This is a genomic window from Verrucomicrobiota bacterium (assembly GCA_019247695.1).
Taxonomy (GTDB): Bacteria; Verrucomicrobiota; Verrucomicrobiia; order Chthoniobacterales; family JAFAMB01; genus JAFBAP01.
On record JAFBAP010000075.1, the window covers coordinates 1 to 17130 of the forward strand.

General features: G+C 58.8%; 15 protein-coding genes and 2 pseudogenes. 4 read left to right on the forward strand and 13 right to left on the reverse strand.

Annotated features, from left to right (window positions below; translation table 11 throughout):
- Positions 1-148, forward strand: a pseudogene (locus JO015_07905) (NAD(P)-binding domain-containing protein).
- Between the two features lie 5 nt (positions 149-153).
- Here JO015_07905 and JO015_07910 read toward each other — a convergent pair.
- Positions 154-1175 (reverse strand): annotated as a pseudogene (locus JO015_07910) (transposase).
- Between the two features lie 47 nt (positions 1176-1222).
- On the reverse strand, positions 1223-2893 hold the full coding sequence (locus JO015_07915) for a methyltransferase domain-containing protein (protein ID MBV9999024.1): 1671 nt from the start codon (positions 2891-2893) through the stop codon (positions 1223-1225).
- Between the two features lie 279 nt (positions 2894-3172).
- On the opposite strand from JO015_07915, the gene JO015_07920 reads away from it, so the two are divergent.
- Positions 3173-3898 (forward strand): methyltransferase domain-containing protein, encoded by a 726-nt coding sequence (locus JO015_07920; protein ID MBV9999025.1) that lies wholly within the window; start codon positions 3173-3175, stop codon positions 3896-3898.
- 171 nt (positions 3899-4069) lie between these two features.
- On the opposite strand, the gene JO015_07925 is transcribed toward JO015_07920, so the two are convergent.
- The 5 genes from JO015_07925 to JO015_07945 form a co-directional block, all read right to left on the reverse strand.
- The gene (locus tag JO015_07925; protein ID MBV9999026.1) at positions 4070-5206 is read right to left on the reverse strand and encodes a glycosyltransferase family 4 protein; all 1137 of its coding nucleotides are present in this window, start codon (positions 5204-5206) and stop codon (positions 4070-4072) included.
- Positions 5207-5219: 13 nt separating this feature from the next.
- Positions 5220-6104 (reverse strand): glycosyltransferase, encoded by an 885-nt coding sequence (locus JO015_07930; GenBank protein ID MBV9999027.1) that lies wholly within the window; start codon positions 6102-6104, stop codon positions 5220-5222.
- Entirely contained in the window at positions 6101-7303 is a 1203-nt protein-coding gene (locus tag JO015_07935) for a glycosyltransferase family 4 protein (GenBank protein MBV9999028.1), read from the reverse strand. Before JO015_07935 ends, JO015_07930 begins: the two co-directional genes overlap by 4 nt.
- 141 nt (positions 7304-7444) lie before the next feature.
- Positions 7445-9055: a methyltransferase domain-containing protein gene (locus tag JO015_07940; protein MBV9999029.1), complete on the reverse strand. Its 1611-nt coding sequence runs from the start codon at positions 9053-9055 to the stop codon at positions 7445-7447.
- Between the two features lie 129 nt (positions 9056-9184).
- On the reverse strand, positions 9185-9952 hold the full coding sequence (locus JO015_07945; GenBank protein MBV9999030.1) for a methyltransferase domain-containing protein: 768 nt from the start codon (positions 9950-9952) through the stop codon (positions 9185-9187).
- A gap of 394 nt (positions 9953-10346) precedes the next feature.
- Here JO015_07945 and JO015_07950 point away from each other — a divergent pair, with 394 nt between their 5' ends.
- Both JO015_07950 and JO015_07955 read left to right on the forward strand, forming a co-directional pair.
- A complete protein-coding gene (locus JO015_07950; protein MBV9999031.1) occupies positions 10347-10964 on the forward strand; it encodes a hypothetical protein in 618 nt (205 codons plus the stop codon).
- A gap of 9 nt (positions 10965-10973) precedes the next feature.
- Positions 10974-12596: a VCBS repeat-containing protein gene (locus JO015_07955; GenBank protein ID MBV9999032.1), complete on the forward strand. Its 1623-nt coding sequence runs from the start codon at positions 10974-10976 to the stop codon at positions 12594-12596.
- Positions 12597-12664: 68 nt separating this feature from the next.
- Here the strand turns inward: JO015_07955 and JO015_07960 are convergent, their stop codons facing one another.
- The 6 genes from JO015_07960 to JO015_07985 form a co-directional block, all read right to left on the reverse strand.
- Positions 12665-13384: a transaldolase gene (locus tag JO015_07960; protein ID MBV9999033.1), complete on the reverse strand. Its 720-nt coding sequence runs from the start codon at positions 13382-13384 to the stop codon at positions 12665-12667.
- Positions 13381-13986: an HAD family hydrolase gene (locus JO015_07965; GenBank protein MBV9999034.1), complete on the reverse strand. Its 606-nt coding sequence runs from the start codon at positions 13984-13986 to the stop codon at positions 13381-13383. The genes JO015_07960 and JO015_07965 overlap by 4 nt, the downstream gene beginning before the upstream one ends.
- 156 nt (positions 13987-14142) lie before the next feature.
- The gene (locus tag JO015_07970; GenBank protein MBV9999035.1) at positions 14143-14742 is read right to left on the reverse strand and encodes an SIS domain-containing protein; all 600 of its coding nucleotides are present in this window, start codon (positions 14740-14742) and stop codon (positions 14143-14145) included.
- 242 nt (positions 14743-14984) lie between these two features.
- Positions 14985-15692, reverse strand: coding sequence for a nucleotidyltransferase family protein (locus tag JO015_07975; GenBank protein MBV9999036.1), 708 nt, complete (start codon positions 15690-15692; stop codon positions 14985-14987).
- A gap of 31 nt (positions 15693-15723) precedes the next feature.
- On the reverse strand, positions 15724-16707 hold the full coding sequence (locus JO015_07980) for a galactokinase (protein MBV9999037.1): 984 nt from the start codon (positions 16705-16707) through the stop codon (positions 15724-15726).
- A 123-nt stretch (positions 16708-16830) separates the two neighbouring features.
- On the reverse strand, positions 16831-17130 hold a 300-nt coding region (locus tag JO015_07985; GenBank protein MBV9999038.1), incomplete at its 5' end, for a gfo/Idh/MocA family oxidoreductase.

Here is a 17130-nt window from a genome sequence, read left to right on the forward strand (position 1 = left end):
GTACACCAGCGGCGAAGCGTACCGGGGCAAAGCGTGCGTTGTGTTAGGCGCTTGCAATTCGGCCCACGACATCTGCGCCGACCTCTGGGAGCAGGGCGCGGACGTCACGATGGTCCAGCGCTCATCCACGCACGTGGCCAAATCCGACAGGAGTTACGCACTGTGTTGATCTGCCATCTGGTGGATGAAGGCGCCAACCGCTTGGTCAATGAGGTGGCGTTTGAGTTCATACCAACTGGCAATCAGGCCACGGCAGCGCCGCTCCTCCAGCTTCAGGAAGGCCCGTAAGGCGCAGAAGACGTGATTGCCAATCGCCTGCTTCCAGCGCACGAAGAACTTCTCGGCATGGCAGACCTGCTTGAGGGCCCGATGGTAGCCTTCAATGGACCAATGCTGCCGGTGGACGTGCACGAAGTGACCGTAGGCGACTTTCATGCGCTTTTTTTTTGCGGGTCGTATTGGGCGTAGTGTCTCGGCTCGCCGTTTTTATCGAGCGTTCGAAACAGCGTCACAAAACCAAACTTGCGCAGATGCACCACCTGGCCGCAGTCGGGCAACTCCAAAGCTCCCACCGGCACATAGTCATGCTCCCGTTGGCTGACGATGCGGTTTTTCTCCAGGCCAATGAGAAAGCCCAGTCCCTCTTTCCTGAGGAACTTGAGGTTGTCCACCCCGGAGTACCAGCTATCGGCACTCACCACCGCCGGCCGCAACCCCCAGCCGAGCACTTCGCTGACCATCGCCCGGAACAGCTCATTTTTGGTCTTGCCCTCAGCCTTATCCACCAAGCGAAAATTGACGGGCAGGCAGACCCCGTTGGGGTCGGTATACAACAGGGTCACCAGGCAGACGCCCTTGACGGCGCGGCCGTGCTTGCCGCTCCAGAAGTAGCCCACCAATTCGGTCTTGCCTTCCTGGCTATAGGGCTTGTCCAGCACGGTGTCATCGGCACTTAACGTGCCGCCTTCCAAAACCAGGAGCGGCCGCCCCTCTTCGAACAAATCCTTGCCGCCGAAGGCCTCCCGATTCAAAAACCGGTTGACCGCATCATGGGCGAACTGGCCGGCCACTTGAGCCAACCGCACGCAGCCCGCACTCTGCGGCTCCGCCAAAAGGAAAGCCGTGTAGTGCTCCAGGGTGCATTTGGCCGTCGAAGGTTTGCTCAGCGTCCGCATAAGGTCAAAAGGCCCAATATGGCCGATAACCACGCCCCCCTCAAGCGTCACGGTGCGTAAGTCCTGTACATTTGGGATGATCCTGATTCGGCATCCGGTTTCAACCGGGAACGAATACCCTCATATACCGAATAACGTCCGTGCGGAGCTAACCAATGGTACGATAGATGGATGGGACAGGGAGGCAGGCTTTTCAGATCAACCCTGCTCCCGTTGTGCAGTTCAACCTGTAAGTCGTAACCGGACGAAGCTTGCATGATGCGAGGAGGTGCCACCACACGGAGGCTCACCGCCGAGAGCGGTTCCAGGATCTGTTCCATCCGGAGGCGACTAAGCATCCTTGGAAGCGGGATGGGCGAGTTCGATGCCACGGCGAACAGGTCCGGTGCAGAACGCATTTCCTGAATCGAAAACTTCCGTCCAAGATTTTCACCGGGCTCATACGGGTTCCCGAACCAGACCAGCACGTGCGGAAAGTGCCTGCTGAGTTCCCGCTTCAAAACCCGAGGAGATTGCTCATTGATATGCATCAACAACTCGTATCGGGTCCGCGGCTCAACCGGAAGGTATGCGCCGATCGCAGCGGCAATTCGTAGTTTTCGCCGGTACTCGTACTGGTAATACCAGGCGTTCGGGTACGTGTGGATGATGAACAGCCCGTATTGCGCGAGATTTTCGCTGACTCGCCGGTAGAGCACGTCCAGTTCAGAAGGCTTCATGTGCTCGATGAGGTCCGAGGCCACGGCAACATTGTAGGGGCCATTCATCCCAGCCTGGTTAACGTCATTGCACTCGAGCGAGATCGATGATGAGATCGCCGGGTTTCTTGCCAGAGCCTCGCTGGCGATTTCGATCGCGTCTTTGGAGTAGTCGATCGCATCGACGGCAAACCCCCGGCGCGCAAGTTCCAGGCTCAGTTCACCCCGGCCGCATCCAAGGTCCAGCGCCTTCCCCGCGGGGCCGACGCCGCATAGTCTCGCCACCGCTTCCAAACGCGCGCCTTCAAGCGTCGCACCGCGGGTGCGTTTAAATTCCTCATACCCTTCGCAATCCAGCAAGTAATAGTCCTTGGTGTAGACGTTGCGCAGGGCCATGCTCGATTCGGCCGGCTGCAGGCCGGCAAACGGGCCGGCTTCCCTCATTTTGATCAGGAGTTCACCGGCGTAACCCGGGATCACTTCGTAAAATTCGATGAGGTCACGGTAACGAAACAGAAATTCGGACGCCCCAAGAAAGTTCTGCCTCGACCAGAAGTAGCCGTCTACCAGCACATAGGAGCCCTGGCCAGATGCGAGCCTGAGGTCATGCATCGTCCCCTGCCCATCCTGTTGCCCGTCGATGTGAATCAAGTCGTAGCGGTCACCAGGGAATCTATCCATTTTCGTGGAATCCCCGACGATGAAGTCGGCCCGGTACCCTTTAGCAACGTGACGAGCCCACCCGATTGCTCCCACCGAGCCGCCGAAGGTTGCCGAATCGAGATCTATGCCAACGTACCGGGCCGAGGGACTAGCGTCCAAAAACGCCAGCATCGAATACCCGAACCGGACGCCGATCTCGAGGATGCTCCGTGGCTGAAGTACCCGCGCGATCGCCCATTTGAGCCGGTAATACGGGATCCATTCCGGGAACAGGTGCCTGAGTGGATCATCCGGATACGCATTTTTCCGGAAATCGTATGCAGATTCGGTCGCTGCCTTGAGTATCTCTTCGATCATCGAATACATACTTTGTAAAACGCATGCTCAAAACGTCCAATATGGCCGAGAACTACGCCCCCTCAAGCGTCACGGTGCGTAAGTTCTCTGAAACGTTGGGGTTGACAGGACTGAAAAAGAACTGAATAGCGCCTTCGCGGGCGGTGGTTGCGAAGGCCGGCATGACGATCGTTTGGCGGGCGAACGCATCAGTCTACCTGCCGATGAACCAGGGAATGACGGTCATCGCGGTCTGGAGGAGAGCGATTTATGGAAGCGCTAAGTCGAATGAAGTCGAAGATGAATGAAGTCAATTACGTCGAAAATATTTCCCAGGTTCTAAAGGTACCGTTGGATGAAGTCCATAGCTACCTTCTGGGGAAACCTTTCACGGATTCACGTCGAGGTTGGTACCTGATGGACGTTGCTCAAATCTTGAAGTTGCTCCCGTCTCCTCCGGCCAGACTTTTGGATTTAGGCATCGGTTCGGGATGGACATCTAAGATTTTTGCGCAATCCGGATATTCTGTGGTTGGCCTTGATATAGCCCCAGCCATGATCGACCTGGCGGTGATCAATTGTCGAGAACTGGCGAATGTGGATCTCTACGTTTGTGACTACGAAGCGGAAATTAGCCACGGCAAGTTTGGCTGCGCAGTCATCTATGACGCGTTGCATCACTCAACCGATGAAGACAGGCTCCTCAAAAACATCTATGACTCGCTGGAGGATGGTGGTGTCCTTATCACGGCTGAACCGGGATGCGGCCATTCAAAGACCCCCGAGGCGGTCGCCGCCGTCAGAGACTACGGAACCACCGAAAGAGACATGGAATTCAGTCTTCAGAAGGCGGTAATGAAGAGGGCAGGGTTTTCACAAGTCAGGCAGTTTCATCGGCTTAGTGAGTTGCCATTGGAGGATGTAAGTACGGAAGCGGGTAGCGCCCTGCAGTTGCAGCACTATGAAGCGCTGGATTTCAGTACGAAAAAGGGAGGGTTCACAAGTTTGGTTGTTGCGATCAAGTAGACGGTCCAGGCGTGAAAAGGCGCGGGTCCGAGAAAAACGCTTGCAAAGCAGCGATTTTCAAGTGCGGCCATTGCTCCTCTCCGCGTACCTGCTACAAACTTCGCGTTTTGCGGTGGATCGCCCCGGGATGCAGTAGCAAGCTGGATTGAGTGGGTTCGGTCAACGCAGCGCTCAGTCGCAACGAGCGTGCTCCCTGATGAGCCGATAAAGCTGGAGCACCTTGCGAGCGGTTGCCTCCCAGCTGAAATACAGGGCATGGTTTACTCCCTTTTCAGAAAGGGCCAGCTGGAGACCTGGGGACCGCTCAAGAGCCAGCATGTGGCTCGCCAGCTCCGTTGCGTCGCTCCGTTCGCACCAGAGAACGGCATCGCCACCGACTTCAGGCAGACTGGTGTTGCGGGTGCTGATCACCGGGCAGCCCTGGCTCATGGCTTCAATGAGCGGGAGTCCGAATCCCTCGTAATGGCTCGTAAACAGGAGGGCAAAACTTTCACGGTACAATTTCTGAAGGCGCTCCTCGTCGACGTAGCCTTCGTAACGGACCATCCCCTCTTTCTTGAGGGATTTGATCCGCGCCCGGGTACCTTCCGACTTCCAACCGGTGCCCCCGGCAATGGCCAGGGGTCGTCGAACGTGCGATTGCTGCCAATAAAGCTCAATCGCGTCCAGCAGAAGGTCGTAGTTCTTTCGTGGCTCAATCGAGCCTACGGCAAGCCAGGGGCCGGTCACGGCTCGCGCCCTGGACCGCTCCAAGGGGGGGAACCGCGACGCAAGCAACGCCACGACAGTTTGAATGCCGCGACGCTCACAAACTCCAGGAAACAACCGTTCGAACTCGAGCCGGGAATATTCCGAGATAAACACCAAACCCGCCGCCCGGTTGAGGGCGTCCAGCGTGCCCTTCTGGCAAACCAGACGGTTTACTTCCGTGGTGAATTCCGGGCAAACCCAGAAGCTGACATCATAAACCGTGTACACCAGTCTGGCCGGCCCTGCTACCGGCGCCTGGAAACAGTTTGCGTGCACGATATCGGGCTCCCCCGGCAACGTGCGCCTGCCACCGGCAACTTCCGCCCAGAACTCACGCGCTTCGGCCACCGAGTACCTGGCCATCGGTTCTTCAACGTTGGCTGCATGGATGTGGGTGCCCGCTTTGATCTCCGGATTCAGCCAGGTGCCAAAATGGTGCAGCAACAGAAACCGGTGCTCCGGGGCGACCTCGACCAGTGCCCTCGCCAGGAGGTCAGCCACCCAGCCGCACCCGGCTTTCGGGCTGCAGGTCTGCGCAACGTCAAAGGCGATCTTCATTCATGCCCCGGAATCATGAGGAGCGTAACCGTTGCCAGAAGTGCCTGGCCCAACCCGAGAGCATTTCCACGGTCGAACCCGAAATCCGTTTATTCCAGCGCAGGTCGGCAAGCAGGCACCGGGCGGCGGTCAGCAAGATAAAAACCAACTCATGGCGCGACCGGTCGACCCGCTGTTCAGTCTGTATGTGCGCGTAGTTTGAAAGCCAACGTACCGGGACGTACCCGAGGCGTTCCACCAGGATGTCGTTGATGTCTTCATGACAGCGGAGGCGCAGGGCTACCGTCTTGGCCGCCTCATGAAGGCGCGTGGCCGCAAAAAACTCAGGCACGTATAGGAACTTCGCTCCGCGCTGGGCCCAGCGTATCCAAAGCTCGTAGTCGACGCAGTATTTGTGAGCCTCCGCCAACGGGCCGAACTTTTCGACGGTGCGGCGGCGGAAGAAGGCCGCGGGCTGGCTGATGATGCAATGCTCCAGCAGCCGTTCAAACGACCAGGCTTCGGTGGGGTACTCATCGATGGCGCGGCCCCCGGCGTCCACGTGGTGCGCCCGGCCGTAGATGACGTCGACCTCCGGGTGTGCCTCAAAAAGGGCGATCACCCTCGACAGGGTGCCGGGGTAGTAAACGTCATCGGAATTGAGCCAGCCGAGGAGGTCGCCCCGCGCGCGTGCGAAACCTTTGTTGATCGCGTCGGCCGTGCCGTGATCCCGCTCGCTGCAGAACCAGAGCCGGTCGCCGTACGAGCGCAGCACCTCCAGCGTCTCGTCCGTGCTGCCGCCGTCAATGACGAGGTACTCCAGACCCGGGATGTTCTGGCCAAGCACGCTCTCCACGGTGGCACGGATGTACCTGCCCTGGTTGTAGGATGGGGTCACCACGCTGAAGGACGGGCTCATACGCGGTCCCGAAGAAAGCGATACGCACGTCCGGCCAATGCGCGGCCGGCCGTCAGCTGGCGCGCCCGCCACCGCCCGAGCCGGTGCGCGACCTTTGGTGAATCCGTGTGACGTTCCCCCTTATTTGCCGCCTCAACAAGGGCGCCGGTTAATCGGGACAGCTCGGTGGAAAAGGAAAATTCGGCGATCCGGCGCCTGCCTTTTTCGCGCAGGACCTGTTGCAGCTCCGGCGAGCGGGTAAGACGGCACATCGCCTCCGCCAGCAGCAGCGGCTTACGAGGATCCACCGTCAAGGCGGCGTCCCCGACAACTTCGCCAAGGCTGCCGCTTTCCGAAGCGATCACCGGCACGTCGAAACGCATCGCCTCCAATGGCGGGATGCCAAATCCTTCATGCAACGAGGGAAAAACCAGTGCAGACGCTGCGCCGAAAACCCGGCCCAACTCCGCTTCCGGGATATGGCCTGAAAACTCGATATGGCCGGCAATTCCCAGGGTCTCACCCAGAAGTTGTAATTGCTCCTGCCGCTCGGAATCACTGCCCGTCAGGACCAGGCGCCACGCCTCCGGGCCCAACTCACGCACGTACAATTGATACGCCAGGAGCAGAACTTCATGGTTCTTGTGGGGCCAGAAATTCGCCGGATAGAAGAAATACCCCGGCGGTTCCGCCGGCCCCGGCAGGTGCACGGCTCCAAAACGGTCGTGGATGGGCAGGTAAGTCCGGAAGATCTTCTCACGGGGCACCTTATAGTGCTCCTGCAACTGGCGGCCGGTGAAGTCGGAGATGACTTGAAACCGGTCAGCCGAGATCACCATCTGCGAGAAGTAGCGTTCCCGCCATTCTATTTCCTGGTACGGCAAAGACGCCGGGTAGTCCCGGTGAAGCAAGTCTACTACCATGGAGACAGTCGGCAGCCCGGAGTGCGGGAAGCGTACCATGCCGAACGGCGCATAAAAGACGTCAAACCGGCGCCCGCGAAAAAATGCCTCCGGCAAATCCCCTTGCGCGCCCGGATGATCAAGGCAAAGGTTCTCCGCTTTAGCCCCCAGCCAGGCGAGGGCCTCTTTTTCCGTAGATGAATTGGTAATCAGGAAAAGGGAGAACCGCGGCCGGCGGCTACTCGCTAACCCCTTGAGGAATTCCGCGATGGCCGGCTTAACGCCGCCGTTGGCGCCGCCGGGCCTGAGTGGAGTCAAATCAACGATCAGTTGGACTGCATTCCCCTTAAACATCGTACACGACTCTCACAAGCCTGAAGCCCGAAGCGCTTCAGGACGAGCCAAATGAATGGCCCAAGCGACTCTTGGCATTCTGTCAGCGTGGCGTCAAGCCCGCGCTCATTCGCGGGCAGCGATCCCACCCTGAGTACAGGTCTGACGGTGGAGAGAGGTGTTGGCTTCTCGAGCGAGCAACCCGCGCAGGAAGACCAGCCGGACCGCTAGTTTTTCGACCGCGTCAAGGTGCGCACGTAAAACCTCGGGGGTCAAGGCGGTATTGGGCAAGCCGCCAGGTAAATCGGTTCCATCATCGTGCTGGCCGCCTTTTCCTTCGATGGCCAAGCGCCGTTGCTCGGCCAGGATGGTACGTTCGAGCGACTGGCGGATCGCCGGAATCAAACGGACGAGTTCGTCGACCTCCGCCGTCGCCGCCAAGAGATCCCGGTGCTTACGCTGCCGGCCCGTTAACCAGCCCAAAACCGCCAGGGGGCCGCGGGACGAAAGCCCCTTAAGGTTATCCAGACATTGATTGCAGGTGCCGATGACGAGCATGCGCCACTGCTCAGAGGCAAGGGCATAGGCCTGCTCGCTTTCGTTTCGCAGGATGATCTGCTCTTGTAATGCCTGCTCGCTTTCCTGGCGCCGGCTGATTTGCTCTCGCAGTTCGACGTCAGCCTTTCCCAGCAGCGCCAGCCGGTCACTGGCATCGCGCTCAAGCTGAATCAACTTGGATCCGGCTTGCTCCAGCAGCGCCAGCCGGTCACTGGCCTCACGTTCGAGCTCGATCAGCCTGGACTCGGCCTCATGCAGGAGCTGCAGACGCGCATCGGCGTCGTGCTCACGAGCCCTGCAGTGCTCATGCAGCGCTCGATTTGTATCAAACAAGGTGATCAACGCCGCCGCGACCGGGGGCGGCTCCGGCTTTGCCTGAGAACGGGTGCCGGAAGGACCCGCAGCGGCGGAAAGGGTTATATCGTGCTGCGGGAAAGCCGAGGGCTGTTCAGTGATCGCGGCATAACCGGCGGCATCAAGGAGAGCGCGAAGGGCAGGGGCCGGAAACAGAAACAGGTGCTCGTCCGGCATCAGCATCTTCAAAAAAGGGTGATCACTCGTCCGTAACGCCTCGTAGCTGGCGCCCGCCGGGATGAGCGGCGTCTGTAACAGGATCCGGCCGTCCCCCTTGAGGACCTTGCGGCAGAGTTGCAGCGTGCCGAGCGGATCCTCCAGATGTTCCAGCACATCGAACGCGAGCACCAGGTCGTACGTTCGCGGATCGATCTTCTGATGCGACAATTGTCCCACGAATACCGGGATCTCGTAATGACGACGGGCAAAGTCGGCCAGCCAGGGGCTCAGCTCAAGCCCCGCCGCATCGAAGCCGGCTTGGCGCAGCAGGTACACAAAGCCACCGTGCCCGCAGCCGAGCTCAAGAGCCTTCCCCGAACTCAGACCGAGATCATAGACCAAACGGAGCCAGTGCGGGTATCGGTCGATGAAGTCGGTATGCGCCCGCGTCCGGAGGTCCGGAAGTCCAAGCTGGTCCCTCTGGTGTTCAAACCAGTAATTCCTGCCGTAAAAGTCCTCCTCTTCATCTTCGACCTTGTCGTACCGGCGCCGGACGCGACCCTCAGAAAGGAGGGTGCGACATCGGCTGCATTGCCGGTAGCCCGGCGCGAAATCCTGCAGGTCGGCGAAGCCGCACCAGCAAGGTAGCGGAAAACTTTCTAGCACCTAATTATAGTCTGGTGATTACCCGGATTTGCAATCGAATCCTCTTTCACCCACGATTCTGCACTTCGGTCCGAACGGTTTGTGACCAGGAAAATCGTCGCTGCCGCCTGCCGGATTGCGGCCGGCCACTCACGGAACGACATGCCCATGAGTTCGTTTTCCAACAACGGTGTATAATTGTTCGATCTTACCATTATACATTTGCGTATGATACTTGACCTGGACATCTTCGAATCCAAGTACACCGAGAGCGCGCATGGCCCACCCGGGACGGACATCCCACCAAGCGTCTTTCGGCTCGACCGTTGTTGAGTCTGGAAGAAAGCCAAGGACTGGTTCCGTCGCCGCCTGGCCTTGGGCACGCAGGGGCTCGGTGATGATCGCCGTATGCTTAGCTAATCTGAGTCCGCTCTGCAGCGCAAGGAACGGGTCTCTTAAATGAATCAGAATTGAGCCGTAAACTACAATGTCCACAGGCCCAATCGCGCCGGGAATAGCATAAACGTTTCCATATACAACCTGTGCCTTTGAATTGAAAAGCCCGTGTGCAAACCAGTAGGCGTTATTAAGTCTTCGAATAATCGCCTTCCTTTCCTCGGATATATGTTCGAAGTCCGCCCACTTCGCAAAGGGAACCATGTCCCAACTTCCGCACTCATCAAGATCAAAAGAGACAATTTCTGCCCCTTGTTGTTCCATATAGAAGCTCAGCGCTCCGCCGGCGCAACCTACATCTAACACACGGTTTCCTTCAAAGTCTACACCGCCAAGGTAACTTCTGAGATCATGCAGATACCAACTGCCGTCGATCCTCCCGAGGCGCGGAAGGTCAATCGTGTGGTAAAAATAACAGTCGTTTAAGTCGAGTACGCGACGCGGTTCAGCATAAATTGACATAACACCCTGATAGTCGGGTTAACAGGATCCTCAAACGGCGTTTATCCTCAGCACATCTTACGTCCTTGAGCAAGGTTCCAGCGAGATAGACGCACGCAACGGTTTGCCGCGCAGGCTTGGACCTTCAAGGTGATGAAGGAGAAGGAGTTGAAATTTGGCTGGGCCTCGCCCTCTTGGCCGAAGCGTCGGCGCCAGAAAACGCCCCTGGTTATAAGACGGAACAATGGCGCTGGTACGGGTTAAGACGACGAAAAATGAGCTTTCCAGAACCGGCTGAAAAGCCTAAGCGAAAAGGGGGGTGCACGAAAAGGCTGGCAAGAACGCCGGTCGTCGTGAGAAAAGGGGATTACCGATAATTTCCATAACAAAATCGCCGCTTAGCCCGGAGCACGCCATGGCATTCCCACTGAGAATCATTCGAAAAAACCGCGTTTCCGCGGCTTGCGTCTGCGCCTTGCTGGCCGGCTTGATATTCGCGGGCCAGGCGATGGCTTCGCTCGCCCGGACGATGAGCCTGGAGCAAATCTGCAAATCTGCAGAAATCATCGCCGACGTCACGGTTCAGAACGTGCAATCCTATTGGGCAACGCCAGCCGGGACAAAGGCAATCCGGACCCGCGTAAGTTTTCTCGTTCTTAAAAGCATCAAAGGGAATCCCGGCGGGAGCCTCACGCTTGATTTCCTTGGGGGCGAGATCGACGGGCGCGGGCTGAAGGTACCCGATGTGCCGCAGTTTTCACCCGGGGAACGCTACATCCTCTTTTGTGCGGGACCCGGCAAGGCGTTGGTCTGTCCGGTGCTGGGCCTTACTCAAGGGGCCATGCGCGTCGTGCACGACAATGAGAGCAATGTGGATCGCGTGTATCGACACTGGGGCCAGCCGGTCAACGGGACTGAAAAGTTCGAAACCAGGGTACCGGCCATGACGGGAGTGACCACCCGAGACTACCTGCGTTCGGCGGATACGGTTGACCAGTTCCTGGAACGGGTGCGGCAGGCCGCGAGCCAATAGATTATTCCCATGAAGCGGCTTTTTCTCATCGCCCTGGCGGTTTCGGCAGCGCTGGCCTGTCCGGTAGAAGGATACGTCCTCGAGGACATCGTCTGGGCCACGCCGAACCCGACCATCTACGATAACCTGACGGCTTCCGAGGCGAAACTCGGGGCCAACCTCGCCACCTTCCCCCTGCAGGATGGGTCGTTGAGCTACGACCAGGTCTTCGACAACGCTGTGGCTGACTGGAATTCTTACCTGCAGAACCTGCAGATTCAGGCGGTTGACGGAACCGATCCGAACGGGACCAACTCGAGCAACAGCCTGTCTGAAGCGGGTTTCGCATCATCGGCCAGCGGCAGCGATTTGAGCGGTGATATCCTGGCCGTCACGGAAATCTATTACTACCCGGGCAACCCGAGCACCTTTGCGCCGACGGACATCGTTTTCAACACCGCTTACGTCTGGAATTCGTATCGCGGACCGCTCCAGACTCCGGCCATCGACCTGCGGCGGGTGGCGCTGCACGAGTTGGGGCATTTCATCGGCCTGGGCCACCCGGACCAGGCGGGCCAAACCGTGAATGCGATCATGAATTCGGTGATCAGCAACACCGATGACCTGACCGCAGACGACATTGCGGGCGGCCAATCCCTTTATGGCGCCAGAACTTCCGTAACCCCTTCCCTTCCTTCTGCGCCCGCCGACACGCAGCCATTCGTTTCCCGGGCCGGCGATTTTAACGGCGACGGCAAACAGGACCTGCTGCTGAGGAATTCCGGTGACAGCTCAGTTGCGGTCTGGATTATGGCCGGGCTCGCGATCAACGGCTACGGCGTCATCCCGGTAGCCACATTTCCGTATCGCGTCTTTGGTTTCGCGGACCTGAACGGCGACGGCAAGAGCGACGTGGTATGGCAAAGCCTGGTCGATGCTTCCGTCACCATCTGGTTCATGAACGGCGCCCAGCTGCTCTCGTCGGTCAGCGTTAACCCGCCGGCACCCGGTTACAATCTGGCGGCGGTCGGCGACCTGGACGGAGACGGCCTGGCCGACCTGGTCTGGCGGAACCTGAGTACGGGGGACACGGTCGTGATGCGAAATACGGGCCTCGTGAGTGGCCAACTCTCGTTTACCCAGACCTATGCGCAAAATGTCGGGACCCAACAACGGCTCATCGCAGCGGCGAACCTGACCGGCGAAGGCGGCACCCGCGTTGAACTCGTCTGGCAAGCGCAGGACGGCAGCGTGAGCGCCTGGTTTTTCAACAACGCTTCATCCGTCTCGCCGGTCGCTTTCGGGCAGGCGAGCGCCGGCGCGGGTGCCACGCTCCAGGGCGTGGCGGATCTGAACGGAGACGGCAAGGACGACCTTCTCTGGCTCGACCCCAGCGGGCGATTGGTCTCCGTCTGGTACATGAACGGGACCGGCGCGCCGGTCCGGGCTGCCTTTCAGGCGGTGCCGGCCTCGTTGACGTTCGCGGGCGCAGCCAACGTCAACGGCAACGGCACGCCGGCGGAAGTGTTCTGGAAGGACGCGCAGACCGGAGCGCTGACGCCGTCATTGCTTAATCATCCGCCTCAGCCGGTTTACCAGCCGACAAAACCGGCAGTGAGCCCGCTCTGGACCATCCAGCCGCAGCACCAATAAGGCAAGGCAGGCAAAGGGTCCGGTGATTTCCGAACCGTTCCCCCCCTTTCTCCCTTTGGTCCGAAAGGTTACAAGGTAAACCCGGCCTCGTGCGCGTCGCGCGCAAACATCTTCACGGTGTCGAGCGAGAGGTCGGTCAGGTCGGTGCCGATCATTTTAATGGCCTTGTTGAGGATGTCGTGCGGCACGGTGACGATGTCGCAGTCGCATTCCTCGGCCTGGATGATGTTGAGCACCTCCCGGACGCTTGCCCAGAGGAGCTCGGCTTTGGGAAGGTGGCTTAACAACGATTTGCTGGCCCGCATGATCGGGTCGGGATGCCGCCCGGTGTCCGCGATGCGCCCGGCAAAAACGGAAACCACCGCCGCAACGTCAGGATTCAACACCGCCGCGACGTGCCGGACCTGGTCCAAAGTCAGGATGGCGGTGATGTTCAGCTGAACCTCCAGGGCGGCCAGTTCCTTGATCAGGGGAATCGCAGATTCGCCGTGCGAATTGGTGATCGGGATTTTGACGAAGACGTTGTGCTGCCAGTCACGGATCTTCAGTGCCTGGCGCCGCATTTCCGGGAATTCATCCGAAAAAACCTCGAACGAAATCGGTTTGGTTTGGACGCTTTGCAGAATTTCTTTCGCGAAACTCTCGTAGTCTTTAACCCCCGCCTTGCGCATCAGCGTCGGATTAGTGGTAAGTCCTTTGATGACCGGATTGCGGTAGAGGTCGAGCATGCCCGCGAGGTCGGCACCGTCGGCAAAGATCTTTACGGAAAGGTAGTCGAGCGTTTTCATCTGGCGGAAGTTGGCATCGTAAGTAATCGCGCTGCGTCCAAAAGGCTGCCGGCCCGGAGATCCGGTGCCTCCCGCAACGGTTCGTCGTAATTCCAATCAATAAAAATGGTTTGGCAACCGGCCCGTTTTCCGCAGTCGACGTCACGCCACCGGTCGCCCACCATGAACGAGCTGGCAAGATCGATTTCCAGTTCCCGCGCCGCCTCGAGAAGCATCCCCGGCCTGGGCTTACGGCACCCGCATGGTTCGCCATACTTTTCGCCCGCATGATAACAGACCTTGACGAGGTCGATCGGCAAACGGCGGCACATCTCGGCATGGATCAGTTCAACCGTCGCCCGGTCCAGCGTGCCTCGCCCGACGTCGGGTTGGTTGGTCACCACCACCAGCAGAAAGCCGGCCGCCCTCAGCCGTGAACACGCTTCGGGCACCCCCGGCAGCAGGTCGAACTCCGCCGATGAGCGGGGCGGGTACGGCTTGGAGTCAACCACGACGGGACGGTTAATTACGCCGTCACGGTCGAGGAAGACAGCGCGGCGTGCCGGGTGTCGAGTGCCGGGTGTCGAGTAACGGAACTGGTCTTCCCGCCGTGTGCCCTTAATCTGTGTCAATCTGTGTAATCTGTGGATGTTTCCTCTTTTCTGCGTTCTCTGCGTGTTCTGCGGATGATTTAATCTTCCCGCCGTGTTCCGCCGTGTTCGCCGTGTGAACTCTTACGTTGTGCCCGCCACCCCCGCTGCGGCCGCCGTGTGAGCGGATTATTTCGTCGATTCCCATTTGGTCTGTTGAACCTTCAGCTTCGGGTGCGAGACAAACAGGTGCCAGAGCACGGCCTGAAAGGCCTCGGAATGGGGCGTGACGTTTTGAGGGTTGACGGTTGGGATGACGCAACAGGCATCGGCGACCTGGGCGGTGTAGCCGCCGTCCCGGCCTACGATGCCGAGAATTTTGGCGCCTACCTTTTCGGCGTAAAGAAGCGCCGAGACCAGGTTCGGGCTCACGTTTTTCTCAATGTTACCGCCTCCGACGGAAAACACCATCACGGCATCCTCAGGCCTGAGCCGGCTTCCACGCAGCCATTCCACGAACACTGACGCCCAGCCTTCGTCGTTGGTGCGCGCGGTCAGTTCTGAAACGTTATCGGTCGGAGCGTAGGCCTCGATGTCCGCGATTTTGCGGAAATCGTTGACGGCATGCGACGCATTGGCGGCGCTGCCCCCTACCCCGAGAAAGAACAACCGGCCGCCGCGCGACCGCACCTCGTGCAGATGATCGACCATCGACTCGAGGATTGCGGGATCAATTCGGGATACGATCTCGGCCGTTTCGGCGAGATGCTGAGCGCTGTAAGTACTCATAGGAGAGAATGCCACGAGAAGAATGCCACAAATGACTGACTTCCGATCTGGGCCATTCCCGACACTCTCCGGCCCGTGGTATCGGGTCAATGGCACGAATAACGGAATATGGAAACAAAAGAATGCCGCGATTGAGCTGTTTTTTTACTTCTCCTTATCCGTGTGGTTTTCGGGAAGGAGGTTGCAAGCAGGTTCTCTTCCATTTGTGGCATTTTTCCGCTTGTGGCATTTGTGGCATTTTCTTATTTCCGGAGGAGCTCGTTGAGTTCGGCCAGGCCTGCGGGCGAGCCGATCTCGTAAAAGCGTTGACGCACTTCGTATCCGGCGAGCCGGCCGCGCCGGGACAGGTCTTCGAGCGGTTCGGCCAGATCGAAGGGCTGCTCCGCGTCGTAGGGATCGAAGATTGGGGCGGTGAGCACCATCAGCCCGTAATCGATGTGTTGCATCTGGGGAAGCTTTGCCCGTTTGCTGTAAAGTTTGATGCGCCCGTCTTCCCACCAGACGTTGCTTTTATCCCAGGCATCAGCGTTAGCGAAAACGGTCATCAGCGCCGGCTGGTTCGCCGTGCGGAACGCGTTGACGACGGCTTGGTAATCGACCGGCAGGTAGGAATCGCCGTAAAGGACCAGGAAACCTTCTCCGAGGAGCGGCAGCGCGCGCTTCAGGGCACCTCCCGTGCCGAGCAGTTTCGGCCCATCAAACGAGTAATGCAGCCGCACATCCCAGGCGGAACCGTCGCCATAACGGTCGCGGATCATTTCTCCGAGGTGTCCCACGCAGAGAACCAGGTCGGTCAGGCCGTACCGGCGCAGAAGCGCAATCTGATGGTCCAGAAACGGTTTTCCGGCCACTTCAACCAGGGACTTGGGAATTTTCTCCGTGATGGGACGCAGGCGGGTGGCGAGCCCGCCGGCCAGGATCACGACCGCCATTGCGTTCGGCATGTGCATCCCGCGCTCAGCAGTTTCGGTCTGAACCAGCTCATGACTGAACCACGATCTTGGTGCCTTCGAAATCGAACCGGAAGCGGACCTCGGTCAGGCCTTTCTCGCGCATGGCATGGCGCAGCCGGGATTTGTCCTCGGTGTAAAACATCAGAAAACCACCGCCGCCGGCGCCGATCAGTTTGCCGCCGAGCGCGCCGTTGGCCAGGGCGTGATCGTACCATTCGTTGATGTGCTGGTTGGACATGCTGCCGGAGCGTTCTTTCTTGCGTTGCCAGTGCACGTCCATCAGGCGTGCAAACTCGTGCAGGTCGCCGGCCTCCAACGCCCGTTGGCTCTGTCTGCCCAGGTCCTTGACGAAATGCAGGTTTTCAATCATCGCCTTGTCGGCCACCAGGCTTTTCTGTTTCTGCTCTTGCAGGATTGAGGAAGCCGACCGCGAGTAGCCGGTGAAGAAAAGCAAAAGGTTGTCCTCGAGGTTGAACAGCGTTTCCTCAGTGATCTTGAGCGGCCATGCGTCCACCCGGCCGTCCGGCATGAATTTGAAGCAGGTAATCCCGCCATAAGCCGCGATATACTGGTCTTGTTTGCCGATCGGTTCGCCCAAGCGGTTGATTTCGATTTCACAAGCTTGTTCCGCAAGCTCGGCCGGGTGCACCAGGTGTTTCTTGACGGCGTGCAACGCCTTCAGCAGTGCGGTGGTGAAGCTGCCGGATGATCCCAACCCCGTACCGGCCGGGATGTCAGCCATCGACGTGATCTCGAGGTACGGCCCCTCAACCCCCACCGTTTTCATCGCTTCGCGGATGATCGGGTGCTCCACCTGATCGGCCGACTTGACCCGTTCCAGCTTGGAATACTTGACGATCAACTCGTCAACAAAAGTCTGGTGTAACGTAATGTAAACGTACTTGTCGATGGCCGCGGCGACCAGAAAACCGGAATGCTCCTCGTAATAGGAGGGCAGGTCGGTGCCGCCGCCGCCCAGGGAAATGCGCAGAGGAGAGCGAGTGATGATCATGGAACGGGTAACGAGTAAAATGCCACCAATGCCACAAGCGGAAAAATGCCACAAATGAGGAGATGCCGATGCCGTCGTGAGGTGCCCTCTGAATCTGTGTAATCTGCGTAATCTGTGGATGTTTTATCTGTAGCCGCTTTTGCGGTAAATCTCTTCAACGATTTCCAGGGTACGGATGCCCTCGGTCAGACCAGGGCTGGGCGGCCGGTCGTGTTCGATATCTTTCAGAAACTCCTGCAGCTCGATGTGCCAGGACTGATCTCCCCGCGGGAACTCGTAGATGATGGTTTCCGGCGGCCCCATCTCGGGCAGCATCCGGTAATGGTAAAGCCGCTCAAGGCCGTAGCTGCCGCCAAGCCCTTCCACGTGAAACTTGGCCCGTTGAAAATACAACTCGAACGAAAAAAGATTTTTCCACTCGGT

Bases quoted from the DNA above. Each gene is read 5' to 3' on its own strand.
- JO015_07955 (MBV9999032.1), top strand. From the start codon at position 10,974: ATGAAGCGGCTTTTTCTCATCGCCCTGGCGGTTTCGGCAGCGCTGGCC.
- JO015_07925 (MBV9999026.1), bottom strand. From the start codon at position 5,206: ATGAAGATCGCCTTTGACGTTGCGCAGACCTGCAGCCCGAAAGCCGGG.
- JO015_07970 (MBV9999035.1), bottom strand. From the start codon at position 14,742: ATGAGTACTTACAGCGCTCAGCATCTCGCCGAAACGGCCGAGATCGTA.
- JO015_07950 (MBV9999031.1), top strand. From the start codon at position 10,347: ATGGCATTCCCACTGAGAATCATTCGAAAAAACCGCGTTTCCGCGGCT.
- JO015_07930 (MBV9999027.1), bottom strand. From the start codon at position 6,104: ATGAGCCCGTCCTTCAGCGTGGTGACCCCATCCTACAACCAGGGCAGG.
- JO015_07975 (MBV9999036.1), bottom strand. From the start codon at position 15,692: ATGCACATGCCGAACGCAATGGCGGTCGTGATCCTGGCCGGCGGGCTC.
- JO015_07960 (MBV9999033.1), bottom strand. From the start codon at position 13,384: ATGAAAACGCTCGACTACCTTTCCGTAAAGATCTTTGCCGACGGTGCC.
- JO015_07980 (MBV9999037.1), bottom strand. From the start codon at position 16,707: ATGATCATCACTCGCTCTCCTCTGCGCATTTCCCTGGGCGGCGGCGGC.
- JO015_07915 (MBV9999024.1), bottom strand. From the start codon at position 2,893: ATGATCGAAGAGATACTCAAGGCAGCGACCGAATCTGCATACGATTTC.
- JO015_07945 (MBV9999030.1), bottom strand. From the start codon at position 9,952: ATGTCAATTTATGCTGAACCGCGTCGCGTACTCGACTTAAACGACTGT.
- JO015_07920 (MBV9999025.1), top strand. From the start codon at position 3,173: ATGAATGAAGTCAATTACGTCGAAAATATTTCCCAGGTTCTAAAGGTA.